Annotated in this window: 26 protein-coding genes; 8 read left to right on the forward strand and 18 right to left on the reverse strand. The window is 73.1% G+C overall.

Annotation, left to right across the window (positions count from 1 at the left end; genetic code table 11):
• Window positions 1-33: 33 nt before the first annotated feature.
• The 4 genes from ACWC21_RS28750 to ACWC21_RS28765 all read right to left on the reverse strand — a co-directional run bounded on the left by ACWC21_RS28750 (window position 34) and on the right by ACWC21_RS28765 (window position 4,046).
• Window positions 34-837 (reverse strand): HAD-IA family hydrolase, encoded by an 804-nt coding sequence (locus ACWC21_RS28750; RefSeq protein ID WP_450885869.1) that lies wholly within the window; start codon window positions 835-837, stop codon window positions 34-36.
• 3 nt (window positions 838-840) lie between these two features.
• Window positions 841-1,701 (reverse strand): class II fructose-bisphosphate aldolase, encoded by an 861-nt coding sequence (locus ACWC21_RS28755; RefSeq protein ID WP_450885871.1) that lies wholly within the window; start codon window positions 1,699-1,701, stop codon window positions 841-843.
• A 120-nt stretch (window positions 1,702-1,821) separates the two neighbouring features.
• A complete protein-coding gene (gene dacB, locus ACWC21_RS28760) occupies window positions 1,822-3,150 on the reverse strand; it encodes a D-alanyl-D-alanine carboxypeptidase/D-alanyl-D-alanine endopeptidase (RefSeq protein WP_450885873.1) in 1,329 nt (442 codons plus the stop codon).
• A 353-nt stretch (window positions 3,151-3,503) separates the two neighbouring features.
• On the reverse strand, window positions 3,504-4,046 hold the full coding sequence (locus tag ACWC21_RS28765; protein WP_450885875.1) for a DUF4232 domain-containing protein: 543 nt from the start codon (window positions 4,044-4,046) through the stop codon (window positions 3,504-3,506).
• Window positions 4,047-4,289: 243 nt separating this feature from the next.
• Between ACWC21_RS28765 and ACWC21_RS28770 the strand changes: the two genes are divergently transcribed.
• On the forward strand, window positions 4,290-4,655 hold the full coding sequence (locus ACWC21_RS28770; protein WP_450885876.1) for a beta/gamma crystallin domain-containing protein: 366 nt from the start codon (window positions 4,290-4,292) through the stop codon (window positions 4,653-4,655).
• Between the two features lie 55 nt (window positions 4,656-4,710).
• Entirely contained in the window at window positions 4,711-5,079 is a 369-nt protein-coding gene (locus tag ACWC21_RS28775) for a beta/gamma crystallin domain-containing protein (RefSeq protein WP_450885878.1), read from the forward strand.
• Between the two features lie 122 nt (window positions 5,080-5,201).
• Here the strand turns inward: ACWC21_RS28775 and ACWC21_RS28780 are convergent, their stop codons facing one another.
• The 8 genes from ACWC21_RS28780 to ACWC21_RS28815 all read right to left on the reverse strand — a co-directional run bounded on the left by ACWC21_RS28780 (window position 5,202) and on the right by ACWC21_RS28815 (window position 11,986).
• Window positions 5,202-5,840: a hypothetical protein gene (locus tag ACWC21_RS28780; protein ID WP_450885879.1), complete on the reverse strand. Its 639-nt coding sequence runs from the start codon at window positions 5,838-5,840 to the stop codon at window positions 5,202-5,204.
• Between the two features lie 68 nt (window positions 5,841-5,908).
• The gene (locus tag ACWC21_RS28785) at window positions 5,909-6,142 is read right to left on the reverse strand and encodes a ferredoxin (protein ID WP_450885880.1); all 234 of its coding nucleotides are present in this window, start codon (window positions 6,140-6,142) and stop codon (window positions 5,909-5,911) included.
• 5 nt (window positions 6,143-6,147) lie between these two features.
• The gene (locus ACWC21_RS28790; protein WP_450885881.1) at window positions 6,148-7,521 is read right to left on the reverse strand and encodes an NADH-ubiquinone oxidoreductase-F iron-sulfur binding region domain-containing protein; all 1,374 of its coding nucleotides are present in this window, start codon (window positions 7,519-7,521) and stop codon (window positions 6,148-6,150) included.
• A complete protein-coding gene (locus ACWC21_RS28795) occupies window positions 7,518-8,270 on the reverse strand; it encodes a ferric reductase-like transmembrane domain-containing protein (protein ID WP_450885883.1) in 753 nt (250 codons plus the stop codon). Before ACWC21_RS28795 ends, ACWC21_RS28790 begins: the two co-directional genes overlap by 4 nt.
• Window positions 8,267-9,247: an FAD:protein FMN transferase gene (locus tag ACWC21_RS28800; protein WP_450885885.1), complete on the reverse strand. Its 981-nt coding sequence runs from the start codon at window positions 9,245-9,247 to the stop codon at window positions 8,267-8,269. The genes ACWC21_RS28795 and ACWC21_RS28800 overlap by 4 nt, the downstream gene beginning before the upstream one ends.
• Entirely contained in the window at window positions 9,244-9,654 is a 411-nt protein-coding gene (locus ACWC21_RS28805; protein ID WP_450885887.1) for a hypothetical protein, read from the reverse strand. Before ACWC21_RS28805 ends, ACWC21_RS28800 begins: the two co-directional genes overlap by 4 nt.
• Before the next feature lie 214 nt (window positions 9,655-9,868).
• The gene (locus ACWC21_RS28810; RefSeq protein WP_450885889.1) at window positions 9,869-11,284 is read right to left on the reverse strand and encodes a sensor histidine kinase; all 1,416 of its coding nucleotides are present in this window, start codon (window positions 11,282-11,284) and stop codon (window positions 9,869-9,871) included.
• Between the two features lie 6 nt (window positions 11,285-11,290).
• On the reverse strand, window positions 11,291-11,986 hold the full coding sequence (locus ACWC21_RS28815; RefSeq protein WP_450885890.1) for a response regulator transcription factor: 696 nt from the start codon (window positions 11,984-11,986) through the stop codon (window positions 11,291-11,293).
• Window positions 11,987-12,200: 214 nt separating this feature from the next.
• Between ACWC21_RS28815 and ACWC21_RS28820 the strand changes: the two genes are divergently transcribed.
• Window positions 12,201-12,470 carry a hypothetical protein gene (locus ACWC21_RS28820; protein WP_450885892.1) on the forward strand — a complete coding sequence of 90 codons (270 nt, stop codon included), beginning with the start codon at window positions 12,201-12,203 and terminating at the stop codon, window positions 12,468-12,470.
• Between the two features lie 203 nt (window positions 12,471-12,673).
• Here the strand turns inward: ACWC21_RS28820 and ACWC21_RS28825 are convergent, their stop codons facing one another.
• The 5 genes from ACWC21_RS28825 to ACWC21_RS28845 are packed head-to-tail and all read right to left on the reverse strand — an operon-like array spanning window position 12,674 to window position 15,912.
• Complete coding sequence (locus ACWC21_RS28825; RefSeq protein ID WP_450885893.1) at window positions 12,674-13,102, reverse strand: hypothetical protein; 429 nt, start codon at window positions 13,100-13,102, stop codon at window positions 12,674-12,676.
• On the reverse strand, window positions 13,099-13,845 hold the full coding sequence (locus ACWC21_RS28830) for a class I SAM-dependent methyltransferase (protein ID WP_450885895.1): 747 nt from the start codon (window positions 13,843-13,845) through the stop codon (window positions 13,099-13,101). Before ACWC21_RS28830 ends, ACWC21_RS28825 begins: the two co-directional genes overlap by 4 nt.
• On the reverse strand, window positions 13,842-14,606 hold the full coding sequence (locus ACWC21_RS28835; protein ID WP_450885896.1) for a DUF2071 domain-containing protein: 765 nt from the start codon (window positions 14,604-14,606) through the stop codon (window positions 13,842-13,844). The genes ACWC21_RS28830 and ACWC21_RS28835 overlap by 4 nt, the downstream gene beginning before the upstream one ends.
• A complete protein-coding gene (locus ACWC21_RS28840; protein WP_450885898.1) occupies window positions 14,603-15,526 on the reverse strand; it encodes a hypothetical protein in 924 nt (307 codons plus the stop codon). Before ACWC21_RS28840 ends, ACWC21_RS28835 begins: the two co-directional genes overlap by 4 nt.
• Window positions 15,523-15,912 (reverse strand): DoxX-like family protein, encoded by a 390-nt coding sequence (locus ACWC21_RS28845; protein WP_450885899.1) that lies wholly within the window; start codon window positions 15,910-15,912, stop codon window positions 15,523-15,525. Before ACWC21_RS28845 ends, ACWC21_RS28840 begins: the two co-directional genes overlap by 4 nt.
• 288 nt (window positions 15,913-16,200) lie before the next feature.
• On the opposite strand from ACWC21_RS28845, the gene ACWC21_RS28850 reads away from it, so the two are divergent.
• A complete protein-coding gene (locus ACWC21_RS28850; RefSeq protein ID WP_450885901.1) occupies window positions 16,201-17,178 on the forward strand; it encodes a TolB family protein in 978 nt (325 codons plus the stop codon).
• On the opposite strand, the gene ACWC21_RS28855 is transcribed toward ACWC21_RS28850, so the two are convergent.
• Window positions 17,166-17,753, reverse strand: a complete 588-nt coding sequence (locus ACWC21_RS28855; RefSeq protein WP_450885902.1) for a hypothetical protein — start codon at window positions 17,751-17,753, stop codon at window positions 17,166-17,168. The two genes, ACWC21_RS28850 and ACWC21_RS28855, sit on opposite strands and share 13 nt — an antisense overlap.
• Before the next feature lie 294 nt (window positions 17,754-18,047).
• On the opposite strand from ACWC21_RS28855, the gene ACWC21_RS28860 reads away from it, so the two are divergent.
• From ACWC21_RS28860 to ACWC21_RS28875, 4 genes are all read left to right on the forward strand, one after another.
• The gene (locus tag ACWC21_RS28860) at window positions 18,048-19,349 is read left to right on the forward strand and encodes an alpha/beta hydrolase family protein (protein ID WP_450885904.1); all 1,302 of its coding nucleotides are present in this window, start codon (window positions 18,048-18,050) and stop codon (window positions 19,347-19,349) included.
• 293 nt (window positions 19,350-19,642) lie between these two features.
• Complete coding sequence (locus ACWC21_RS28865; protein ID WP_450885906.1) at window positions 19,643-21,895, forward strand: HAMP domain-containing protein; 2,253 nt, start codon at window positions 19,643-19,645, stop codon at window positions 21,893-21,895.
• Window positions 21,896-21,910: 15 nt separating this feature from the next.
• On the forward strand, window positions 21,911-23,374 hold the full coding sequence (gene pgsB / locus ACWC21_RS28870) for a poly-gamma-glutamate synthase PgsB (protein ID WP_450885908.1): 1,464 nt from the start codon (window positions 21,911-21,913) through the stop codon (window positions 23,372-23,374).
• Window positions 23,371-23,853 (forward strand): poly-gamma-glutamate biosynthesis protein PgsC/CapC, encoded by a 483-nt coding sequence (locus ACWC21_RS28875; protein WP_450885909.1) that lies wholly within the window; start codon window positions 23,371-23,373, stop codon window positions 23,851-23,853. Before pgsB ends, ACWC21_RS28875 begins: the two co-directional genes overlap by 4 nt.
• Window positions 23,854-23,866: the final 13 nt, after the last annotated feature.

Here is a 23,866-nt window from a genome sequence, read left to right on the forward strand (position 1 = left end):
AGGGGCTTCGGCGCGGCATGGACGTCGACGACATCAGTCCGTACGGGCTCCCGGGCCTCCGGACGGGGTGAGCAGGGCGGCCAGGTCCGCGAGGACCACCCAGGGCCCCGGTCGGGTACCGAGCGGATCGCTGAGCACCCGGACATGGGTCTCCTCCGGTGCCGGATCGCCGAGCGAGGTGACCACCAGCGAGGCCCCGGTGAAGTCCTCCTCTCCGGTGTAGGCGCTGGTCGTGACGGCACAGGTCAGCCCGGCGCCGAGCGCGGCCAGCAGGCCGTTGCGGCTGTCCTCGATGGCGAGGGCGTGCTCCGGATCGACGCCGAGCCGCTCGACGGTGACGGCGTAGATGTCCGGGGCCGGTTTCTTGCGGTCGACCACATCACCGGCGAACACGCTGAAGTGGCCGGTCAGTTCGGGCCCCATGGCGAGTTCGAGCACGCTGCGGACGGACGCCTCCGCGGAGGTGGAGGCGACCGCGAGCGTCCACCCGGCCTCGTGGGCCTCCTGCGCGACCCGCCGCACACCGGGCCTGGGCGGGATGTCTCCGCCGCGGATGATCCCGGTGTAGATCTCGGTCTTGCGCCGGTGCCAGCGGGCGACCTGCTCGTCGAGAGCGTCCGGGTCGGAGGGCAGACCGGCCGCGGCGAGGAAGTCGGGGGTCAGCAGGGTCCGCATCCGCTCCTTGCCGCCGCCGACCTTCACCTTCTCCGCGTACTCCTCGTCGCTCCACCGCACGGGCAGGCCGAACTCCTCGAAGGTCTGGTTGAACGCGCGCAGGTGTCCGTCGCGTTCGGTGTCGGCGAGGACACCGTCGCAGTCGAAGACGAGCGCGGGCATGGCTCAGCCCGCCCGCCCGGCGCTGCCGAAGAGCCGCATCAGGGAACCGGCCAACTCGATGACGTCCTGGCGGACGGCCCGGAAGAGCGACGGCGGGTCCCACTTCTGCCGTTCCGCCGCCGTTTCGAGGAAGGCCAGGTTCGACTTCATGTACGTCTCCTTGAGAGCGGTGGAGATGTTGACCTTCGCGCATCCCCGGGAGATCAGGTCGTGGAACTGCTCGTCGGACAGTCCGCTGCCGCCGTGCAGCGCGATCGGTACCGGATGGGCCGCCACGATGTCGGACACGCGCTGGGCGTCGAGCACCGGCGCCTGCTTGTACGACCCGTGCGCGTTCCCGATCGCCGGTGCGAACACGTCGACGTGGGTGGTCCGCAGGAAGTCCAGCGCGACGGCGAGGTCCTGCCGCTCGGCGGCGGTCTCGGTGCCGATGCCGTCCTCCACACCGGTGATCGACTCGATCTCACCCTCGACCGCGGCCCCGTGCGCCCGGGCTTCCGCCACGACCTCGACGGTCTGCCGCATGTTCTCCTCGACCGGCATCGTGGACGCGTCGAACAGCACCGAGTTCCATCCGCGTCGCAGGCACTCGGTGATGACCTCGCGCTCCGGACAGTGGTCCAGGTGCAGGGTGACGGGCACCTCGATGCCGGCGGTCATCGCCTTCCACATGGCGTAGAGCACGTCGCTGCCGATCGACCTGACCGTCTTCACGGAGGTCTGCACTATCAGCGGTGACTCGTTCTCCACCGCGGCCGCCAGCACGGCCTCCATCGTGAGGTCGTTGAACACGTTGATCGCCGGTACGGCGTAGCGCTCGTCGAAGGGCGCGGAGAGTATCTCGGTCAGCGGTGTCACACCCACGGGCGCCTCCACGTTTTCCGCCCCTCTCCATTGCACGCCCGCGCTCCGGGACCCGCCACTCGTCGCCGGGACGGCGGCGGCCCCGGCGGGTCCCCACCGGGTGGCGTGGCTACGGCCGCCCTACGCCCAGCAGCCGTTGACCGTGGCGGCCAGGCCGTCCAGGGTGTCCTTGATGGCGTCCGGGGCGGCTGGGGAGCCGTTCTCGATGAAGGAGAAGACCTTCCAGCGGCCGTCCTTGGCCTTCGTCAGTCCGCTGAGCGCGAGTGCGCCGGTAAGGGTGCCCGTCTTGGCCTTGACCTTGCCGACGGCACACCGGGAGTGCGCGGTGTCGAAGCGGCCCCATTCGGGCCCGAGGGTGCTGCCCGCCTCACCCGCCACCGGCAGTCCGTCGACGACGTACTTCAGGGTGTTGCCGTGACGCGGGTCGGCCGCGACGGCGAGGATGTCGGCGAGGGTCCGTGCCGGGATGCGGTTGGCGCGCGAGAGGCCGCTGCCGTCGTGGATGACGAAGTGGTCCAGGGACACGCCGTAGCGGGTGAGCACCGTACGTACGGCCGCCGTGCCGCCCTCGAAGGTGGCCGGGCGGCCGGAGGCGAGCGCGGTCATCCTCAGCAGCGTCTCCGCGACGTCGTTGTCGCTCACCTTGAGCATGTGCTTCACGATGACGGACAGCCGGTCGGACCGGTGCTGGGCCACGGGAACGGTTCCGGTGCCGGCGGCGCCGCGGGTGACCTGGCCGGTGACGGTGACGCCCTGCTGGGTGAGGAGTTGCGCGAAGGATCGTCCGGCGTCCAGGGCGGTGTCCGCGACCATGCGGCCGTCCACCACCAGGGACCGTACCGGGGCGACGGTGTCCGGGTAGTAGCCGGTGTTCCAGCCGGTGGCGAGCGTGGGCTTGGGGAAGAGGCTGTCGTCGACCCGGACCTTCACCGAGGTGAGACGCGCGTTGCGCAGCCCCGCGGCCGCCGTCCTGGCGAGCGCCTTGAGGTCGCCGGTGGTCAGCGTGCGGTCCCCTCCCCCGACCAGAGTGAGGGTGCCGCCACCGTAGACGACCTTCGTGGTGAACCGGTGGTCCGGGCCGAGGACCGTCAACGCGGCGGTGGCTGTGGCGAGTTTGGTGTTGGAGGCGGGCATCAGAGCGGTGGTCGCCTGGTGACCCCAGACGGTTCTGCCGGAGTTGGTGTCGATGACGACGCCGCCGAACGTGCTGCCCAGCCGAGTGTCCTGAACGCGTCCGTCGAGGTTCTTCGCGATCTTCTGCTCGGCGGAATCGAGTGCGGCGCTCTTGGCCACGGGCTTGTCCGCGGCGAACGCCGACGGACCGGCCAGGATCGACCCGGCGACGGGGGCGGTCAGTGCGACAAGGGTCGCTCGCCGGACCGACCGACTGGGCGTTCTGGTCTTGCGGTGCCGTCCACGCGCGGGGGCGACGGAGAGGGATCTGGGCATACGAGAACCTCGCTGCGCTGTGCGGGGACGGGATGTCTGCTGTGGATCTTGCGAGCGAAGCTAGCGACGAGGTTTCAGGTTGTGATGGCTGTTCGGTAAAGAAAACACCGGGTGGCCTCGGCATCGATGACTCCCAGCGCCCGGGAATCCGGCGTCCTCGTCCAGGACTGTGTGCGCAGGGCGTCCAGCGGCTCAGGGTGCCCGGGGCTTGCGTCCGCGCCGGTCGCAGGGGGCCGGGCACACGGCGCCCCGGCGTGCTCGTGGCCACCGCCCCACCCGGAGGATGCCACTGGTTCCGGGGGTGCTGCGGTGGCCACGAGAGATGCTGGAAGCCCGGAGGCTGTCCGGGCTGGTTACCGCCCGACCGGGTGGAGGTAGGTGGCCGGGTGGGTGGCGCCGTCCTGCTTGAGGATCTGGCCGCCGAACGGCCACTTCAGGGTGAAGTGCTCCGTCTCGTTGGGCGGGGTGACCAGGAACTTCGCCGGAACGAACTTCTCGTCCCGCGGCGTGGACGCGGCCACCGGGAGCAGGGTGATGCCGAAGTCCGTGGTGTCACCCGGCTGCAGGACCAGCTGCTCGGGCTTCTCGGCGGAGCGCGCCAGCGACCAGGTGCCGTCGGTGGGCTGCGCGCCGACCATGTCGACACCGGCGAAGCCGTACAGGGTGCAGGTGTGCGTGCTCTGGTTGGTGAACCAGATGAACGCCTCCGTCTGCTTCTCGGTCTGTCCCATCTCCGGCTTGGCGTCGTCCCCGGTGGCGAAGCCGGCCTTCAGGTCGGCGGTGTGACAGCGGGCCGGTGCGGCCTTGACGGTGGCGGCCGAGGCCGGGACGGCGGCAGCGGCGGTGCCGGCGACGACGACGGCCGCAAGGGCCACGGCGGTCAGCTTGCTCTTCATGGAGTTTCGGTCCCCTTCGCATATGAATCGGCGCGCGAGGTCACGGCGCGCGTACGCACCTGAAGAGGGGAAATCCCCGGAAGCGGTTCGGCCTGCCGGAGTCATTGCCCTTTCCGCCTTCGAATTTGCCCGAAAGGGCAGGCTCGGGAAACTCTGCTGCGGCGACGCAACCTGGTCCACCGCCCGCTCGTATCAACAGTCGACCGAGTCACTTTTGTCGACTTCCGAAAGGTGGAGGTTTCCATGAAACGAACCGTCAAGCGGGCGGCCATGGCAGCGGCTACGACTGTGGCGCTGACGGCGTCACTGACCGCCCTCACCGCGACGAGCGCGTCCGCGATCAATCAGGTCGACTGCGGCCCGTCCGACTTCGTGCAGGTCACGTACCACTACGCCGGGCACGGCGACGAGAACCTGTGCTTGGCCAATGCCGGAGTCTTCCCGCTGCCCGGCAACTCGTGGATCACCCGGATCTCGACCGGCAACAACCGCGTCCAGTGGTTCGGGAACGGGGCGTGGCAGCCCGCCGAAGGGATCAACAAGTGGACCGTCATGACCTGGCCGAACCACCCCGGCGGGGTGAGCGCGTCCTGGGTCCAGATTCTCTGAACCTCGACAGTTGCCCCAAAGGGCAGAACGGCTATCCGGAAGGCAGAGGAACTCCGTGAAACAATTCGCCAAGCGGGCCGCTCTGGCCGCGACTACGACTTTGGCGCTGACGGCCTCGCTGACCGCCGTCACGGCGACGGATGCGTTCGCGATCAATACGGTGCCGTGCGGAAGCAGCGACTTCCTGCAGGTCACGATCCACACGACGGACACCGGCCCCTACGACTGGTGTCTCGCCAACGCCGGGACGTGGGACGACTCGGGCTCCCATACGTGGCTTCACCGGATCTCGACCGGCAACAACCGCGTCCAGTGGTACGGGGACGGAAGGTGGCAGCCCGCCACGCCGATCGACAAATGGACCGTCTACACCTTCCCCAACAACCCGGGTGGGGTTCGTATGGACAAGATCAGGATCCTTTGAACCACTGGTCACAGTCCACCGGTGACACCGGGGCGGCGGTCCTCCCGGGCCGCCGCCCCTCTCGCTCCGCGTGCACTCCCTCTGATCGAAACGTTCAATACCACGGTCCCGTATCCACCGCCCTATCCGGTCCAGCGGGAGGCCAGGTGGACGCCGGCGAGTGCGACGGCCAGGCCCGCGCCGAGTGCCAGCGCCAGCAGGGACCAGCGTCCGGCGCGCAGCGGAGCGGTGATGCCGTGACGTGCCGGGCGGCGTCGCAGATCGGCGCCGACGAGGCGCGGCAGCCGCCACACGTAGGCGAGGACGTGTACGGAGGTCACGGCGATCCAGCAGACGAAGCTCGCCTTGTGCAGCAGGAGCACGGGAACCGGGCCGGTACCTGGTCCGAGCAGGGCCAGGGCCACTCCCGTGCCGAGGACGGCGACGCTCGTGGCGACGACCAGGGGGCCGAGCACGCGCAGCAGGGGTGCGGGCGGCCCCTTGCGACGGTATGCGGGCGAGCCCGTGTAGTAGCGGAGGAACCGGTAGCCGGTCGAGCCGATCTTCAGGCAGACCGGGCCGGTCAGCAGCAGTCCGATGAAGAAGTGCAGGGTGAGAAGCCGCCCGAGGAAGAGGATGGTGACGCCCTCGACGGCGAACAGGACCAGCAGCACCGCACCGGTCGCCGCGGTCAGCCGCTCATTGCCCTCCGGGCCGCCGGACGCCGTGGCGGCCGCCTCCGACGTACTGTGCGCCGGTGCCCGGCCGCCGATCACGGTCACTCGTCCGTCCTCCTGGTCGTCAGGCCCCACCCGGCCCGGATCGCGTGCCGTCCCGCCCGCTCCGTCGTTCACGTCCGCTGGTCCGGGCCGCGCCCGGGTGCCCGGTCCAGGCGCAGTGCCAGCGCCGGGCACGCGGCCACGGCGCGCCGTGCGTGCCCGAGGGCTTCCCCCGTGAGCGGGGCCGATCCCACGATCGGATAGCCCCACTCGTCCAACTCAATGATCTCTGGGAGGAGTTCGGCGCACAGGCCGTATCCGTCGCAGGCGATGCGGTCGATTCCTAGGGCGTGTGCGGCGGCCATGCCGGTCACCTCCAGTCCCGGTCGTCGGGTGCCGGTGCGTCCGGTACCGGCAGTACGGGCTCGTCGCCCGCCGCGGCGCACGGGCCGGCGCTCAGGTGGTGCCGTACGTCGTCGGCGAAGACCCGCAGAGCGGTCACGGCGAAGCGTGACGCACCGTCGGGGTGCCGGCAGGCGCCGCGCCCGGCGAGCAGCCCCGCACGGCCTTCCAGACGGCGTACCGACTCCGGGGCGGGACGGCCCCAGGCCAGGTCCGCGAAATCCGCGGCGACGGCGGGCAGCCCGAGCCGGCACGGTCCGCACTGGCGTGCGCTCTGCGCCGCGAGGTGGCCGAGCACCCTCGCCGCCTCCGCCAGACCGCAGGCACGGGCGGGCAGCGCCACGACGACCCCGGCACCGGGCCCCGCGCCCAGCACGGCCAGGTCCTGTTTGGCGAACGGGACGCGCACCGCCCGCGCCGCCGGCAGCCAGCTGCCGAAGAAGCCGCCCAGCAGCACGGAGCCGAGCGGTTCCGCGGGCCCCCCGGCGGTGTCCAACACCTCGCCGAGCGGCAGGCCCATCGGAACCTCGTAGACGCCCGGCGTGCGCAGCGCACCGGAGAGGGTCACGAGTGTGGTGCCGGTGGCGTCGGGACGACCCGCCTCACGGAACCAGCCGGGACCGTAGCGTGCGATCAGCGCGAGGTGGGCGAGCGTCTCGACGTTGTCGACGAGGGTGGGGCGCCGGTCGACGCCCTTCTCGAAGGGCCGCGGAGGGGTCGCCAGCGGACGGGCGTCACCCCCGTTCAGCCAGCTCACCAGCGAGGTCTCCTCGCTGGAGACGTAGTGGTGGGGCAGTTCGTGCACCTGCACCGGCACCGGGTCGAGGCCCCGCGTCCGGCGTTCCGCGACGGCTTCGCGCAACGCCTGTGCCTGGTCCTGCCTGGTGCGCGGCAGACACAGGTGCGCCACGTCGGCGCCCACCGCGGCGGCGGCCAGCACGGCACCGTCCAGCACCAGGTGGGGGGCGAGGTCCAGCAGGGTCTCGTCCTTGCGGCTGGCCGGTTCGCTCTCCATGCCGTTGGCGACCACGACGGCGCCCCGGCCGGCGGCGACGGTGCGCAGCTTGCGCCCGGTGGGGAAGGCGGCGCCGCCCCTGCCGGTCAGCCCCGCGTCCTCCACCGCGCGCACCAGCCGGTCGGCCAGGTCGGCGGAACGGGGAAAGGGCGGCGGACCGTACCGGTGGAGGTGCTCGTCCAGGCCGGCCGCCCGGCCGGTGGCGTACCAGCCGTGCAGCAGCCGGGATCCGTACGGGCCGAGCATGCCCTCCCGGCCTCCCCCGGCCCGCGGGGCCGTCAGTCCCCCGGTGGGGCCTGCCATGGCGTCGGTCATCGCGTCGGTCATTCGTCGCCTCCCTCGTCATCGGCCGGCGCGGTCGCCGGGTGGACGGTGCCGGTGCCGGTGCCGGTGCTCGTGGCCGTGGTGCCGCCCGCGCGGTGCGACCACCCGGGTTGCAGCGGGCCGGACTGCAGGAACACGGCCAGCACCACGGGGACCACCACCGCGGCGAGGCCCGTCCAGAGCCGTACCGCGACCCGGCCCGGTCCCGCCCGGTACAGCCGCCACCAGACGGCGGCGACCACGAGGACGACGCATCCGGCGTAGAGGGCGAGTTGCGGCGTGAGCCGGGTGTCGGTGCCGGTCCCGGCCGCGTGGAAGAGCGCCACCGGCCAGGCCGCGTAGGCCAGCCAGTGCACGGACTTCCACCGCCGCCGGCCCATGCGCAGCCGTACCGCGCTGGTGGCGGCGACCGCGAGCAGCAGGTCGAAGGCGACCGTGCCGAGCCCCAGCCAGAGCGGCCGGTACGAGGCGGTGAACGGTACGACCGTCACCAGCCAGCCCAGGTGGACGAAGGTGTCGAGGATCGCGGTGGCGATGTGCAGGGCCAGGAAGGCCAGGGTCAGCACCGACAGGTTGCGGTGCAGCGCGCCCACCTCGAAGCGGGCGAACCGCCGCGGTTCGTACCGTCCGCTGACGGCGATGCCGAGCGCGACGGTCGTGGTGAGCAGCACCAGGGCGACGGTGCCGCCGGCCCGGGTCGCGTACCACAGCGGGCTGGGACCGGCCGCGGCCAGTGGAACGAGTCCGGTCACCGGGCACCTCCCGCGGTGGTCCGCGCCGCCGTGTCCGCGGGCCAGCCGCAGACCCGCTCGACGGCGCCGTCCACGCGGACCAGCCGCGCGGGCAGCCCCGCCCGGCGCAGCCGGCCGAGGGCGCGCTCGCCGACGACGACCGCCTCGGTGCTCGCGGTGTTGGCGGCCACGCAGCTGACGGCGGCCACGCTGACGGTCCGCCACACCGGCGCGGGGTTGTCGCCCGTGCGGGGATCGACGATGTGGTGGACGCGCCGTTCCCCACGGCGCCAGGTCCGCACCGCGGTGCCGGAGGTGGCGAGTCCGCCCTCGGTGATGCTCACCGTGGGCCGTCCTGCCGTGCCGGGGGCCGCGTGGTCGTCGGCGACGGCGATCCGCCAGCCGCCCGGCGGCGGGTCACCGGCGGCCGAGAGATCACCGCCGAGGTTGACCAGGACGCCGCGGCCCGTCACCTCGGCGGCGCGACGGGCGGCCCGGTCGGCGGCGAGGGCCTTGGCCGTCGCACCGAGGTCGAGCGCGACGCCCGGGGGCAGCCGCAGCCGCCGTGCGGTCCGGTCCCATGCCACCGCCCGCCAGTCCGCGCCCGGTCCGGCCGGGCGTACGGGGCCCAGGTCCTGCGGGCGCAGCGCGGCGAAGGTGAGCGCGGCGAACGTGCTGCCGTAGCCGAGCGCGCGCACCGCGGTTCCGACGGTGGGGTCGACGACCCCGCCGGTCACCTCCGCCGCGTGCAGCGCCACGTCCAGGGCCTCGGCGAACAGCGCGCTCACGGACACGGCGGCGCCCCCCGCGGCGTTGACGCGGGACAGTTCGGAATCGGGCCGGAAGCGGCTGCACGCGGCGTCGACGGCGACGAGTTCGGCGTCGAGCACCCGGCGTGCCGCCGGCAGGGCGCCGGGGTCGGTGACGAGCAGCGTCGCGGTGGTGCCCAGCGCGGGGAAGGAGACCGACGCCGGAGCCGGTGCGGTGGCGGGGGTCATGACGCCCCCGACGTGGTGTGCGAGGGCTTGGGAGTCGCCGCCGGGGGTTTCCTGGGCGCGGGGGTCGCCTGACGGGTGGCGGGAGCGGTCCGCCGGTGGTGGGCGGTCGGGTGCGAGGCCTTGCCGGCGGGCGGGGCGGCGGTCCTGTGCGGGGCGGCCGAGTGCGACGCCCGGGGGGTCGTGGACGGACCCGGCACGGGAGCGGACGGCCGCGAGGTGTTCCGGGACGCCGGTGCGGACTTCCCCGGCAGGGTCTGGGCGTATCCGGTGGCGAGCACCACCGAGCCGGCCGCGGCCGCGGCGGCCACCCAGCGGGTGGTGCTCCCGACCCGGCGCAGACCGCGGTCACGGCGCCGGGCGGCACGGGTCGACGGGGAGTGGTCGAGCGGGGAGTCGGGTGGGGACACGGTTCCTCCTCGGCCGTCGGTGTGCCCTCGTGAAGCACCCGGCACCTCGCGGCCTAGCCGGTGACTGTCCGACACCAGCGTGCGCGGGCGGCTGTCGGGATCCGGTTCAGGAATCCTTCAGAACCCGCAAAGATCGGCGGATGCGCTGGTCAGGAGAGTGCGACGAGGTGTTCTCGAGAGGCGCCCGGCACGCGCCGGAGGGGAGAGCCGGGTTTCAGGCGTCGCCCGCCCCGGCACCTCCGGATCCGGACTCCCCGCTCCGGTCGCGTTCCCCGCTCCGGTCGCGTCGGCGCCGTGAAGCGGGCAGCGACAGCGCCACGGTGAGCCCGCCACCGGGCGAGTCCAGCAGCTCGGCGGTACCCCCGTTGGCGGTGATCAGCCGGTGGACGATGGCCAGGCCCAGCCCGGTACCGCTCGCCTCGGGGTTGCCGAACCTGCGGAACGCGCTCTCCCGTGCGGCTCCGCCCATCCCGGGCCCGTTGTCGACGACCCGCAGCTGCACGGTTCCGCCCTGCCGCCTTCCGCTGACCAGCACCCGGCCGCCCTCCTGGACCGCGTCGAGGGCGTTGGCGATCAGGTTGTCGAGCACCTGCTCCAGGTCCCCCTCGCCGAGGAAGGCGGTGAGCCCGGGGCGGCAGTCGGCGGCGAGCCGGATCCGGCCCGCGTCCGCGACGGGCTCCCAGGCGGCGACCCGCTCGGCCACCAGGAGGTCCACCCGTACCGGGACCGGCAGCGGCACCGCGTGCTCGGCGCGCGCCACCGCCAGCATGCCGTCCACCAGCCGGGACAGCCGGGCGATCTCGCCCTGCGCGTCGGCCAGCTCGGCCGCGGTGTCCCCCTCGGCGTCGGCGGCGAGCAGGTCGAGACGCAGCCGGAGCGCCGCGAGCGGGGTGCGCAGCTGGTGCGAGACATCGGCGACGACGGCACGGTGGCCGTGCACCAGGGCCTCGGTGCGCGCGGCCATCGTGTTGAACGTCGCGGCCAGACGGCGTACCTCCTGGGGTCCCGCCCCGCCCGGCGCCCGCGCGTCCAGCGCGCCCTCGCCCAGCCGCTGTGCCGCCGCGTCCAGCACCCGCAGCGGACGGCCGACCCAGCGGGCCAGCAGCACCGACATCAGCACGGCGGTGCCGAGGCCGCCGACACCGATCAGCGCGAGCCAGCCCCACATGGCCAGGATCCGGTCGTGCAGCGGATCGGCGGACCGGCTCAGCACGGCGACCCCGACCGGGTTCGAGTCGTCGCCGATCGCCACGGCCGTGGTCAGCCACTGATCGTCCTGGCGTACCCGGGTGCCGGGGTGGGCGAGCACGGCGGAGACCAGCTCCGCGGAGTCGTCCCCGGCCACGTCGGAACACGCGGTCGACAGCAGCACATGGCCCGCGCCGCCGTAGACGGTCGCGCAGTCGCCCCTCCGGCGGGCCTCCTGGAGGAGGCTCCGGGCCGCCGCGTCCGGCTTGCGGTCGGACAGGTACTCCTCGGCGGCGGAGGCGATCGACCTGGTCCGCGCGGCCGCGTCGTCCCGGAACGAGGTCTGCTCGCGCTGCGTCATGATCAGCCCGAGCGGCACCACCGCCAGCACCAGGACCGCGGTGACCAGGGCGATGACGCTGAGCGCGATGCGGCGGGTCACGGCGGGTCAGCCGACTTCACCGAGGCGGAATCCGCGCCCGTAGACGGTCTCGACCAGTCCGGGCACGCCCAGTTTGCGGCGCAGCGCGGCCATGTGGACGTCCAGCACCTTCGTGGGCCCGTACCAGTGGGCGTCCCAGGCCCGCTCCAGGATCTCCTGACGCGTCACGACCCGGCCCGGGTCGGCGGCCAGACACTGGAGGATGTCGAATTCCTTGGGGGTCAGCGCCACTTCCTCGCCGCCCACGGTCACCTTGCGGGTGCGCGGGTCGACGACGAGCGGGCCATGGGTGAGCAGTTCGGGCCCGGACGGGCGGATGCGCCGCAGTACGGCCCTGATCCGTGCCAGCAGCTCCGCCAGCCCGAAGGGCTTGACCAGGTAGTCGTCGGCGCCCTCGTCGAGCGCGGCGACCCGGTCGCCCTCCTCGCCGCGGGCGGTGACCACGATGACCGCCACGTCGGACTGGCGGCGCAGCGCGCGGCAGACGTCGATGCCGTCCATGTCCGGCAGGCCGAGGTCGAGCAGGACCACGTCGGGCGGCGGTACGTGGCCGAGCGCACCGCGCCCGGTGCCGACGCCGGTCGCCCGGTACCCGGCTCGCTCCAGGCCGCGCACCAGCGACCCGGCGAGCCCGGGGTCGTCCTCGACGACCAGCACGGTGAGGGGGTCGGGAACGGCGCGGGGGCCGGTTTCCTGTGCCACGGCACCCAGCGTAGGACGACGTGCACGGCTTTCCGGATCGCCGGGGCAGGGCACCGGGCAGCGGCCGTCGCCGTGGCCGACCGGCTTTGCCGCATCTGAAGCTTTCCCGAACGGCTCTCCGACGCGGCGCGGCGCAAGCTGGTGACAAGGCGTCCGTGAGCCGGACGACCGCCTCGCGGTACGCCTTCGCCCCTCGTCCGAAGGAGGCCGGCCCATGTCCCTGCCCGGACCCGCACCAGACCCCGACCCCGTGCGGCGACGCGAGCGCGGCCTGCGGCGGGTGGGCACCACGACCCGCCGGACCGCCACGGCCGCGACAGCCGCGGCCCTGCTGCTGGGCGCCGGCTACGCCCACGCGCTGCCGGACGTCTCCCACCTGGCGTTCGGAACGGCCGGGCGGTCCTCCCGCGACCACCCGCGGTCCCCGGCGGGCGCCCCGGCACCCACCTCGCAGCCGGCGCAGACGACGACCGGCGCGTCATGACCTCTCGCCTCCGCCGCTACCGGCCCGCCGCGTCAAGACCTCTCCCCTCCGCCACTACCGGCCCGCCGCGTCAAGACCTCTCCCCACCGCCGCTACCGGCCCGCCGCGTCAAGACCTCTCCCCACCGCCGCTACCGGCCCGCCGCGTCAAGACCTCTCCCCTCCGCCACTACCGGCCCGCCGCGTGGACCGTCCCCACCGCCGCTACCGGCCCGCCGCGTGGACCGTCCCCACCGCGAACACGACGGTCACCCACGTCCACAGCACCGAGAGCGCGACATGTCCCGCCGTCCGCAGCCGGTGCCCCCGCCACAGCCGCGGTGAGAAGTAGGCGAACTCCATCACCCAGCGCAGCCCCCAGAACACGGTCTGCCCGCCCAGCAGGACGGTCGGCAGGGGATCGCCGCTCAGCAGCTCCCGGGCGAACGCCAGCGGCAGCGCACCGAGCAGTACGCAGGTGAGGCCGATGAAGAACAGATGCGCGTAGGAGACCTGCCGGGTCAGCAGGCTGGTGGTGCCGAGGTCGTCCGGCCAGCCCAGGACGCGCGGCAGGACGACGTGCAGCAGCCCCATGCCGATGAGGGCCGCACCGACCAGGCGCAACTGGCAGGTGAGGGCGAGGAGGTGGGTCATGCGGGCCCCCTGGCGAAGGCGAACGCGGTGACCAGCCCGGCGATGCGACGCTCGGCGGCCGGGCGCAGACCGGCGTGCGCGGCCAGCCGGAGCCACTCCGCGCGGGGCAGGAAATGCCAGGCGCCCGGCCCGAAGACGGCCGTGTTCCGGCCGTCCCTGAGGTGTTCCACCAGGACCAGGCGCCCGCCGGGACGCAGGACCCGGGCGCATTCGCCGAACAGCCGCTCCCTGTCCGCCGGCTGCCGCAGTTCGTGGGCGGCGAAGACCAGGAACACGGCGTCCGCCCCGGCCCGGCGCACGGGAAGGGCGTCCGGCCGGCCGGGCACGGCGTGCGGTGGAGGGGGCACCCGGCGCCGGGCCCGGCGCACCGAGCCCTCGGTCATCACGGCGGGGTCGTAGAGGTCCACGGTGATCTGCAGGGAGGCGGGCCAGCGGGCGGCGAGCGGGGCGCTCGCCTCGTCCAGGCCGGTACCCACCACCAGGTGCACGGACGGCGTGCGCGGCAGCAGCGTGTCCAGCCAGTCGTAGTCGTACAGTCCGGAGCGGTCGTAGACGAGCCAGCTCGCCACCGTGGCGGAGGTGAGCAGACCGGCGGCGGCCGCCGAGCCCGCGCGGGCCAGGGTGCGCAGCGGGTGCGGCAGACGGCCGGACAGGGCGGCGGAGACCGCCGCGGTGGTCAGACCGGCGGCGTACCGCGGCCAGTTGTAGGCGAGCACGTCCCGCACGCCCGACCGGTGGGTCACCGCGCACTTCCGCTCTCGGTCCGGCGCAGACCGCGTTCCCAGCCGTACTCCAGGTCGGCGACGTGGAAGGCGTTGGCGAGCAGCGGCCGGGTGCCGGCGAACGGTCCGTGGTCGAAGAAGGTCAGGCGGTGCACGTCGACCGGGACGGGCCGCGGGTCCCAGTGGGCACGGAACGCCTTGATCACGATCATCGAACGGGTCTGCGGCTCGTACTCGAAGGTGTAAGGGAGCGGGCCCGCGAAGCGCCGGGCGGCGCGCGCGTCCGCGAACGGGCTGCCCGCGGGCAGCGGGGCCGGCGCGCTGCCGAGGTCCGCGTGCACGTGCAGGTCCGCCCGGCCGTCGGCGCTGTCCACGCGGAATTCCAGCGACCCGTCCTCGACCCGGGCGCTGATCCGGGCCAGCCGGTAGTTGTAGCGGGTCAGCAGGTTGCCGCCGAGCACCATCAGCCTGCGGTCGGTGTCGCTGCGCAGGATGCGCAGTCCGCGCATGACGCGCCCGCCCGGAGTGCGGAAGCGGGTGAAGACGCGGTAGCCGGTGAGCAGGTGGTCCGCGCCGAGCCGGGCGGGCAGGAACGCCGGCCGCAGGGCTCGGGTGTCCACCAGCGCGGCCGCCACGAACCCGTGCTCTTCATAGGTGTCCAGTTCCAGGCCCGGTGGGACCAGGGGGCGCAGCACGGCGGCCGGCAGTGCGTACGTCAGCACCAGGGAGTGGGCGAAGCGCGTGCGTATCGCGACGGGGTGACGCTGCAGCAGGTGCCTCACGGTTCGATCCTCCGGTCCGGGGCGGTCCCCCCGAGGCGCACGGCCCGTACCACGCCCCACAACGGCGAGCGGTCCCGTGCCGCCCAGCCCGGCCCGTCCGGACCGGGCTCCCGGGCGCTGCGCAGGACCACCACCCCGCCGGGCCGCACCGCGTGCCGTACGGCCGCCCGCAGCCGACGGGCGAAGCCGGGGTCCGGCCCGTCCAGCACGTTCGAGAGCGTCACGGCGTCGTAGCCGCCGCGCGGCGCCCGCTCCAGCGCGTGCACCACGTCGTCGCACACCAGCCGGACGCCCGGCGCCCGCAGCGCCGGGGTGCCCGGTGGGTCCACGCCCGCCAGCAGCCGCCACAGCAGCGGATTGCGCGCGTTGGGATGCGTGCCCACCGTCCGTTCCAGGCGCCGCCGCAGCACCTCGTCGAAACGCGGCGGTACGACACCGGCGAACGACGGGCGCAGGGCCACCGCCAGGGCACCGCCGGGGCGCAGCGCGACCCGCATCAGCCGGCGCAGACCCGGGGTGTCCAGCTCCTCCCGCCAGCGGCGGGCCTGCTCCGCCGGGTCGTCCAGCGTCAGGAAGCCGTGCAGCTCGCTGGGCCGCCAGGCGGGCAGCAGCAGCGCCGCGCTGTTCCGGCCCAGGCGCATGACCGCCTCCGCGGTGCCCTCCCGGGTCCCGCCGCCGGCCAGCCGCCGCCGGGCGTAGGTGAGCTGTACGGGATTCACGTCGACGGCCGTCACCTCGTACCCCGCCGACCGCAGGGCGGCCGCCGTGTCCCCGGCCGAGGCGATGCACAGCACCCGGGCGCCCGGCGCCGGGAAGACCGCCAGCTCGACCCCCCAGTCCTCGTACATCCGTCCGAAAAGCAGGCGTGGGCCGCCGAATCCGCCGAGCAGCCGGCCTCGCGCCCACGGTGTCCCGCTCACTCGGCCGCCGTCCGGGGCACGGTCCAGGTCACCGTCCAGATCAGCGCCAGGAAAGCCAGATCCTGTGTGACCAGCCGCCCCGGCTCCTCGATCCGGCCGGGGCTGAAGAGCAGGCCGCCCAGGTTGAACGCGCACACCAGCACGGTCTGCAGGACCGCGGCCGGCCGCGCCCGCCGCCCGGTCAGCACCCACACGCCGATCGCGACCTCTGTCAGGCCGATCGCGACGAGCACTCCCGTCACCGCCCATCCCGGCAGGAACGGCACGTCACCGACGATCGCCCGCTGATCCGCCCGCCCCGGCCAGACCTTGCACCAGAAGCCCTCGTAGAACCACACCAGGGCGATCGCCCACCGCGCCACCAGGACCCGCCACGTCTTCCCCACGGGACGATCATGCCTGCCGCGCCGTCCGGGGCGGGCTCCGGCCCCGCGTCCGGGCCCGCCCGGGCAGGCGCTCAGGCCTCGCCGCGCCCCTTATCGACGCTCTTCATCCCGTCTGACGCGTTATTGCACAGCTGTGACGGTGAGCGCACAGCTCTGTCACGCGCTGTGGGAAGACTCCCCTCATCGCGAAGGGCGGCAGGCCGAGCGGACCGGTTCAGGTCCCGGGGACGGCGGGCGGTTCCCGCGACAGCCTCATCGCCGAGTCATCCACATCACTGGGGGAACCTGATGTCCGCTCGTTACCGCCGGAGCACCGCGGCCGTCGTCACCGCGGGTGCCGCCGCACTGCTCACCCTGTGCGGCGCCCCCGCCACCGCACTGGCCGCTCCGTCCTCCGGCCGCGACGCCAAGGGCAGCCCCGCGATGGTCGCCGCGGCCGCGTCCGGCCACACGCTCACCGTGCCCAGGGGACTCACCCTCAGCGACGGCACCCGGCACGTCGTGGTCAACGGCAGGTCGATCGACTTCGGCACCGCCGTCCGCGACCTGGCCTGGAACCCCGGCGGCAGCAAGGCCGCCTTCGTCGACGGGCACGGCGACCTCGTCGTCTCCGACCCCGACGGCAGCCACCGCGTCACCGTCGCCGCCAACCCGGGCGGGCAGACCTGGTCCCACCCCACCTGGCAGGTGACCACCGCCGACCGGGCGAACCGGATCCCCGCGAAGAACAACCTCATCTTCTCGGCCAGGATCCACGGCCACACCGTCCTGGAGGGCATCAGGGCCACCAGCGACCACGGCAGGCCGGCCAGGATCAGCCTGAACGGCGACCCGGGAGACGGCAACGTCCCCCAGACCGACAACACCTGGCCGAACGTCGGCGGCGACTACGGCTCGGCCGTCTACGAGAACACCCGCACCGGCGAGGTCTACATCCGCGACGACTACCTGCGGCAGCAGGGCGGCCCGCTGACCAAGGGGTCCGAGCCCGCCCTCTCCCCCGACAACGAGGAGGTCGTCTTCGTCCGCTCGGTCCACGGGCACGACCACCTCTTCGTCGAGGAGTTCGGCGGCCCCCACAACGTCGTCAAGGACGTCACCCCCGGCGCCACCACCGACTTCACCGAGCCCGCCTGGTCGCCGAACGGAAAGACGATCGCCTTCCGCGCCCCCACCGGTACGTACACCCTCACGAAGACCGCCCACGGCTTCGGCCGGCCCGTCAAGGTCTCCCAGCACACCGGTCTGCCCGCCTACCGCGGCTGACCACCGCCCGGCCCGCCGCCGGAACGGGCGAGTTCGGCCCGGAGCTCCGGCAGGTGCTGGTCGGCCGTGTCATGCGGCAGGTACTCGACCACGTCGAGAAAACGGAACAGGACCTGGGTCGAGGTGACGGCGAACTCGTAGTCGCCGAAACCCACCACGGCACCCAGCTCGCCACGGACGGCGCCCCGGACGACATGTGCGGTCATGTCGTCCGGGTTCTCGGCCGTCAGCCCGCGCCGCGCGTTGGGGCGAGCCAGGTACGGGCAGACCATCGAGGCGTAGAGCATGCACGCGCGGTGCCCCGGGGCCTCCAGGGTCGCCGCCATGTTCCGGTACGGCCGCCCGGCGGCGAGCGCCGCACGGATCGCGGAACTCTCCGCGGCGCCGACCACCCGCCACACCGGGCCCCTGGGGATGAGGGTGTCGCACACGGAACACAGACGCCGTCGCGCGCACTCGGCGCTGCGCCCGTAGTCGGTGAGCGCGAACCGGGGCTCGTCGCCCTCCCACGGGGTGATGGCGGGCACGGGATAGCCACGGCTGTCCCGGGGCCTGGCCTCGACGGTCGCCGGCATGGGAACGGAATCGAATCGCACACCTCATGTTCAACCAGATGACCGCCCGCCGCGACGGTCTTCGCCGACCCGGTGTGCGCCTTCGCCGACCCGCGCCGGTCCAGGGGCGCCCGGCACCAGGACCCGCCCCGGCGGTCAGGGCGCCGAACGCGCGGTCGCCACAGCGGAATCCGGGGTGCGCGAATCCGTCCGGCGCCGCGGCTGTACGGTATGCGGCAGTCGATCGCGAGTTCTACGATCGCTGACCAACAAGGGGGTTTCATGAGACAACGCCGCCCGCGCCACCGTCGCAGAATGATCGCCAGAGCGGTCGGTTCGGCGGGTGTGCTGGCCCTCGCCCTGGGTGTGGGGATGACACCGGCGCTGGCCGCCGGGAAGCCGTCCGCCAAGCCCGCGGCCACCGGGGCCACGGCCGGCCAGGCCGACCCGAAGACGCCCTGGGCGCCCGAGAACGACGAGCTGCCGCTGCACCGCAAGGCCACGGCGCTCGCGTCGCCCCGCACGGCCGGGGCCGCCCAGCAGCTCACCATGCCCGCGCCGACCGGGCCCAACGAGGTGGGCATGGTCGGCCTGCACCTCGTCGACTCGTCCCGTACGGATCCGTACGTGGGCGGCAAGCGCGAGCTGATGGTGTCGCTCTTCTACCCGGCCACCGCCACGTCCGGGCACTACCAGGCACCGTGGATGCCGTCGATCTCCGGCGCGCACTTCCTCGGCACGCGCGGACTGTCGCCGCAGCAGGTGACCCTGCCGAAGACCGCGGGCCACGTCCTCGCCCCGGTGAAGACCTCGCTCGGCAAGCTGCCCGTCCTGCTGTACTCGACCGGGCTGCACTCGGACCGCGCGATGGGCACCGCGCTCGCCCAGGACCTCGCCAGCCGCGGCTACCTCGTCGTCATCGTGGACCACACCCACGACGCCAACGAGGTGCAGTTCCCCGCCAACCGGCTCGAGCTCAACCGGATGCCGGCGGGCACCCACTCCTCCGACACGCTCAAGGTGCGCGCGGCCGACATCAAGTTCGTCATCAACGGGCTCGTCAAGATCGCCGGTGGCGGCAACCCGGACGCGGGCAAGGCGACGCTCCCCTCCGGGCTGACGAAGTCGGTGGACACCTCCCGTATCGGGATGTTCGGCTGGTCGCTGGGCGGCGCCGCGGTCGACACCGCCATGCAGCTCGACACGCGGATCAAGTCCGGTGCCAACCTGGACGGCCAGTTCTTCGGGACGGCGCCGACCAAGGACCTGAACCGCCCCTTCATGCTCTTCAGTTCCGGCAACCACAACCGCAACAACGACTCGTCGTGGCGGACGCTGTGGCCGCATCTGAAGGGTTACAAGGTCGACATCAAGCTCAAGGGCGCGGCGCACCTGTCGTTCAGCGACAACGAGTACCTGGTGCCGCAGTGGGCGCGCCTGCTCGGGATCTCCCAGACCCAGATCCAGCAGCAGTACGGCACGATCGACCCGAACCGGGCGGTGAAGGTCCAGCGCGACTACCTCGCCGCGTTCTTCGACCAGACGCTGCGCAAGAAGCACAGCACCCTGCTCGACGGGCCGAGCAGCAAGTACCCGGAGATCTCCTTCGTCCCGTGACGGGACGGGCCGACCGGACGTCCGAAGGGCCGGACCCGCTCGCGGGTCCGCCCTTCGGCACGTGGCGGGGCGGGCTGCATGGGTCGCCGCCGTGCAGAGCCCCGTTGTCACGTACGACACATGGGGCGAAAGTGTGATGGTTTTGCGAGCGCCGGAGGCTAGAATGTTCGTCTTGTCGAACATTTGGGCGCTCGGCGCCAGTTGAGGAAGGATCCGTTCCCCTGTCCTCCGCACCCCGGGCGCCGCGCCGGCACCGAACCCGCCGCCGCGCCGATATGCCGATGCTTGGCGGTGTGCGCCCGCCGATAGCCGCACTCGTCGTACTCCTGCTGGTGGTCGCCACCCTGACCGTGATCGGTCTCGCGGGCGTCCACTCCGCGGGCATCCCGCAGGCCGTACTCAACGGCGAGCAGCGGATCGCCGCGGACACCGCGGCGGCGACGCGCACCGCGATCGAAGCCGAGGCGGGCACGATCCGGCGCAAGGCCCGCGCGTACCCGGCGACGAGCGCATCGACCCCCACGACCACGCTCAAGGCGCTGACCTCCGCCAGGAAGGCGTTCCTCGGCCGTGCGCTGCTCGACGCGCACACCGGCAAGCTGCTGGCGACCGGCGGGAAGACCGTGCCGCTGGCCGGGGTGGACGTCGTCAGGACGGCGGCCGGGCACGGGCAGATCCGGCCCCGGCTGGTGACGTCGGGCGGCACGCGGGAACTGCTGTACTTCGCCAGGGTCACGCTGCCCGCGCAGCAGGACGACCCCGACCAGGACCAGTACCAGGCCCGGACCGGGGCCGACCGGCAGTGGCTGCTGGTGGTCTCCGAGGCCCTCCCCGCCGTCGCGGCGTACGGCGACGGACGCACCGCCCAGGTGCTGGACGCGAACGGCACGGTGCTCGCGACCGCGGTCCACGGCAAGGCGTCCGCGTCCGCCCCCCGCAACGGTCTGCCCGCGGCGGCGGCCCGCGCGGCGAAGGGGGCGAGCGGTGACACCGACGCCTCGGGCAACCTGCCGGTCGACGCCACCGGCAGCCGGCGCACCGTGGCCGGCTGGTCCCAGGTCGCCTCGGCGACGGGTCCGGGCGACACCGACGACCTCGGTCTGGTCGTCCTCACCTCCCGCGCGGTCCCCGTCACGACCACCGCCGCCGACTACTCGCGCTTCGCGCTCGAGGCCGCCGGGGCGCTGGCCGTGGTCGCACTGCTGCTGGGGCTGGCGCTGTACTTCTCCGTGCAGCAGCCACTGCTGCGGCTGTACCTGTCCGCCGCCCGCCTGGCCCGGGGCGCGACCGGAAGCGGGCCGACCGCGGCGGAGGAGCTGTCCCGGCCGGTACCGGTGCACGGCTTCGGAGAACTGGCCCGGATCGGGCGGGCCCTGGACTCACTGCGCGGGCAACTGCTCGGCGAGAGCGGCCCCGAGGAGTTCCCGGCCCGCCGCGGGCCGGGCTACCGGGCGCTGGCCGTGGTCTGCCTGGCGGTCGTCGCCTGCTGGTCGGTTCCGATGATCTTCATGCTGAACCGGGCGGACACCGCGACCGCCGTCCCGGCCGCGGTCCTCGCCGACCAGCAGACGCGCACCGAGATCGCGACGCACCGGATCCGGCAGTCCCTCGACCAGTCGTACACCGACCTGAGCGACGCGGCCTCGAGCCTGCCGGGCCGGAGCCGGGCCGCCCAGACCGAGGTGCTGCGACAGGCCCTCGCCGACCACAAGCAGTACCGCTCGCTGTACCTCCTGGACCGCAAGGGCGGCATCACGCTGCGGGTGGGCGGCACACCGCTGCGCACCCTCGTCCACGTGCCCCACGGCGGCGGGATCACCACCGTCAACACTTCGGGCCGGATCCCGGCGATCGCCGCCTACGCCCAGGTCCGCGCCGCCAAGGGCAAGGCCCCTGCGGCCGGGGTGGTCCTGTTCGGCGAGATCGACGTGAAGGCGCTCAACTCCATCCTGCCCAGGCCGAAGCTGGGCAGCGTCTGGGTCACGGACGCCCACGACAAGGTGCTGGCGGCGAGCGTGGGCTACCTCGCCTTCCAGTCGCTGCCCGAGTCCGGCCTGACCCGTCTCGCCCGCGCCACCCAGGGCGCCCCGGGGACCACGGGCACCGCGACCTCGGCGGTGCACACCACGTCCTCCGGCCCGTCGGTCGACGCCGCCGCGCCGCTGGCGCAGAGCGGCCCGACCGCCCGGCTCGGCTGGCACGTGGTGACCGCGGAACCCGCGGCGGCCCTGCAGATCCCCGCCGTGCAGGCCGAGCAGCGCACCATGCTCGCCGGCATCCTGGGCCTCGCCGTGGGCGCGGCCGGCCTGGGCTGGCTGCACGTCGTGGTGATCCGGCCGCTGCGCGCGGTCGCCGTGCTCGTCGAGCGGCTCGCCGGCGGAGACCGCCGCACCGTGCTGCACCCGGTCAACCACGACGAGATCGGCTCGGTCACCCGCAGCCTGGAACTGGTGCGCCAGTCCCTGGCGGAACGCGACCGGGCGGCCAGGTCCGGCCACTCCGCCGGGCCCTCCCGGTCCCTGCGCGAGAACACCCTCCAGCGGTAGAAGGACGTAATCGGCGTGCTCTTCCTCTATGTCATCGTCCTGCTGTGCTGCTCCGGCCTGTGGATCGCCGGAATCCTGGAGCAGCGGCGGCACTTCGCCTCGCTGGAGCAGATACCCACGCGGGTACTGGTCAACGGTATCCGCGGCAAGAGTTCGATCACCCGGCTGTGCGCGGGCGCGCTGCGCGGCGGCGGCCTGGTCACGGTGTCCAAGACCACCGGCACCGCGGCCCGGTTCATCCACCCGGACGCCACCGAGGAACCCATCTACCGCAAGTTCGGCATCTCCAACATCGTCGAGCAGATCGGCATCGTGCGGCGGGCGGCGACCTACCGGCCGGACGCGCTGGTGATCGAGTGCATGGCGGTGATGCCCGCGCTGCAGGAGATCAACCAGGAGAAGCTGATCCGTTCCACGATCGGCGTGCTGTGCAACGTCCGCGAGGACCATCTGGAGGAGATGGGGCCCACGCTGGACGACGTCGCCCGCTCGCTCTCCCGCTCGATGCCGGTCGGCGGGATATGTGTGACGGCGGAGAAGGACCGGCTGCACATCCTCCAGGAGGAGGCCGACAAGCGGAACTGCCGGCTGATCGCGGTCGATCCGGAGTCGGTGACCGACGCCGAACTGCGCGGCTTCAGCTGGTTCACCTTCAAGGAGAACGTGGCGATCGCGCTCGCCGTCGCCGAACTGCTCGGCATCGACCGGCAGACCGCGATGCAGGGCATGTGGGACGCGCCGCCCGACCCGGGTGTGCTGTCCGTGGAGCGCTACGTCACCCCCGACGGCAAGCGGCTGCGGTTCGCCAACGTCTTCGCGGCCAACGACCCCGAGTCGACGCTGATGAACGTCAAGCAGCTGGAGGACCTGGGTGCGATCCGGCGGCCGATCGGCGTCGTGATCAACTGCCGCCCGGACCGGGTGGAGCGCAACGGCCAGATGGGCGCGATCGTCCCCGACCTCGCCGCCGAGACGGTGTTCCTGATCGGCCACCCGACCAAGAGCGCCCGCGACGCGATCCCGGACGGCTTCACCGGCCGGGTGGTGGATCTCGGCGGCGACCGCCGGGACCCCGAGGAGCTGACCGCGGCGATCCTCGCGGAACTCGGCCCCGACTCCTCGCTGGTGGCGATCGGCAACATCCACGGCCAGGGCGAGCTGTTCCTGGAGTGCCTGGCCGAGCTGCCGGTGGACGAGTCCGAGGACCCGTTCGACATCGTTCCCGACGGCGACGGCCTGGACCAGGAGACCATGCAGATCGCCCTGCCCCGCCAGCGGGTCTCCGTGGCCCGGCCGCCCGAGCCGGAGCCGTACAGCTGGGTGGCACCACTGGATTCACCGACGCAAGCCATCCGCATCCCGGAGCAGCGCGACCTCGCCCGCCGGGCCGCCGAACGCCAGGGCCGGCCCGACGACCAGAGCCCCGCGGACGCCCCGCACCAGTCCTACGACCCGTCCCAGTTCACGAGGAACCCGTGATCCCCGCCAATCTCAACGCACAGACCGCCGCGCTCGGGATCGCCCTCGGGCTGGTCTTCTCGCTCGTCTGCTATCTGACCACCAACCTCTCGCCCGGAGGAATGATCACCCCGGGCTGGATCGCCCTCACACTCGTCACCGACGTGCGGATGGCCGGGCTGATGGTCGCCGTGGCCGCCGGAACGTATTTCCTGACGAAGCTGGTGCAGCGCACGGTGATTCTCTACGGCAAGCGGCTGTTCGCCGCCGTCGTGCTGTGCGCGGTGCTGATGCAGACCACCGTGATGCTCGCCCTCAGCCACGAGTTTCCGTTGCTGTACACGTCACAGACCCTTGGCTTCATCGTTCCCGGCCTGGTCTCCTACCAGATGGCCCGCCAGCCGATGGCGGCCACGGTCATCTCGACCACCGCGGTGACCCTGGCCACGTACGTGGTGCTGGTCTCCGGCCTGCTGATCGGTGTCCTGCCCACCGGCTGACCCGCTCACCACC

Source organism: Streptomyces sp. NPDC001348, assembly GCF_053597535.1.

Coding starts and splice junctions, on each gene's coding strand:
- ACWC21_RS28855 (WP_450885902.1), bottom strand. CDS start 17,753: ATGCCGGCGACCGTCGAGGCCAGGCCCCGGGACAGCCGTGGCTATCCC.
- ACWC21_RS28800 (WP_450885885.1), bottom strand. CDS start 9,247: ATGACCCCCGCCACCGCACCGGCTCCGGCGTCGGTCTCCTTCCCCGCG.
- ACWC21_RS28750 (WP_450885869.1), bottom strand. CDS start 837: ATGCCCGCGCTCGTCTTCGACTGCGACGGTGTCCTCGCCGACACCGAA.
- ACWC21_RS28825 (WP_450885893.1), bottom strand. CDS start 13,102: ATGACCCACCTCCTCGCCCTCACCTGCCAGTTGCGCCTGGTCGGTGCG.
- dacB (WP_450885873.1), bottom strand. CDS start 3,150: ATGCCCAGATCCCTCTCCGTCGCCCCCGCGCGTGGACGGCACCGCAAG.
- ACWC21_RS28790 (WP_450885881.1), bottom strand. CDS start 7,521: ATGACCGACGCGATGACCGACGCCATGGCAGGCCCCACCGGGGGACTG.
- ACWC21_RS28770 (WP_450885876.1), top strand. CDS start 4,290: ATGAAACGAACCGTCAAGCGGGCGGCCATGGCAGCGGCTACGACTGTG.
- ACWC21_RS28850 (WP_450885901.1), top strand. CDS start 16,201: ATGTCCGCTCGTTACCGCCGGAGCACCGCGGCCGTCGTCACCGCGGGT.
- ACWC21_RS28785 (WP_450885880.1), bottom strand. CDS start 6,142: ATGGCCGCCGCACACGCCCTAGGAATCGACCGCATCGCCTGCGACGGA.
- ACWC21_RS28820 (WP_450885892.1), top strand. CDS start 12,201: ATGTCCCTGCCCGGACCCGCACCAGACCCCGACCCCGTGCGGCGACGC.
- ACWC21_RS28860 (WP_450885904.1), top strand. CDS start 18,048: ATGATCGCCAGAGCGGTCGGTTCGGCGGGTGTGCTGGCCCTCGCCCTG.
- ACWC21_RS28765 (WP_450885875.1), bottom strand. CDS start 4,046: ATGAAGAGCAAGCTGACCGCCGTGGCCCTTGCGGCCGTCGTCGTCGCC.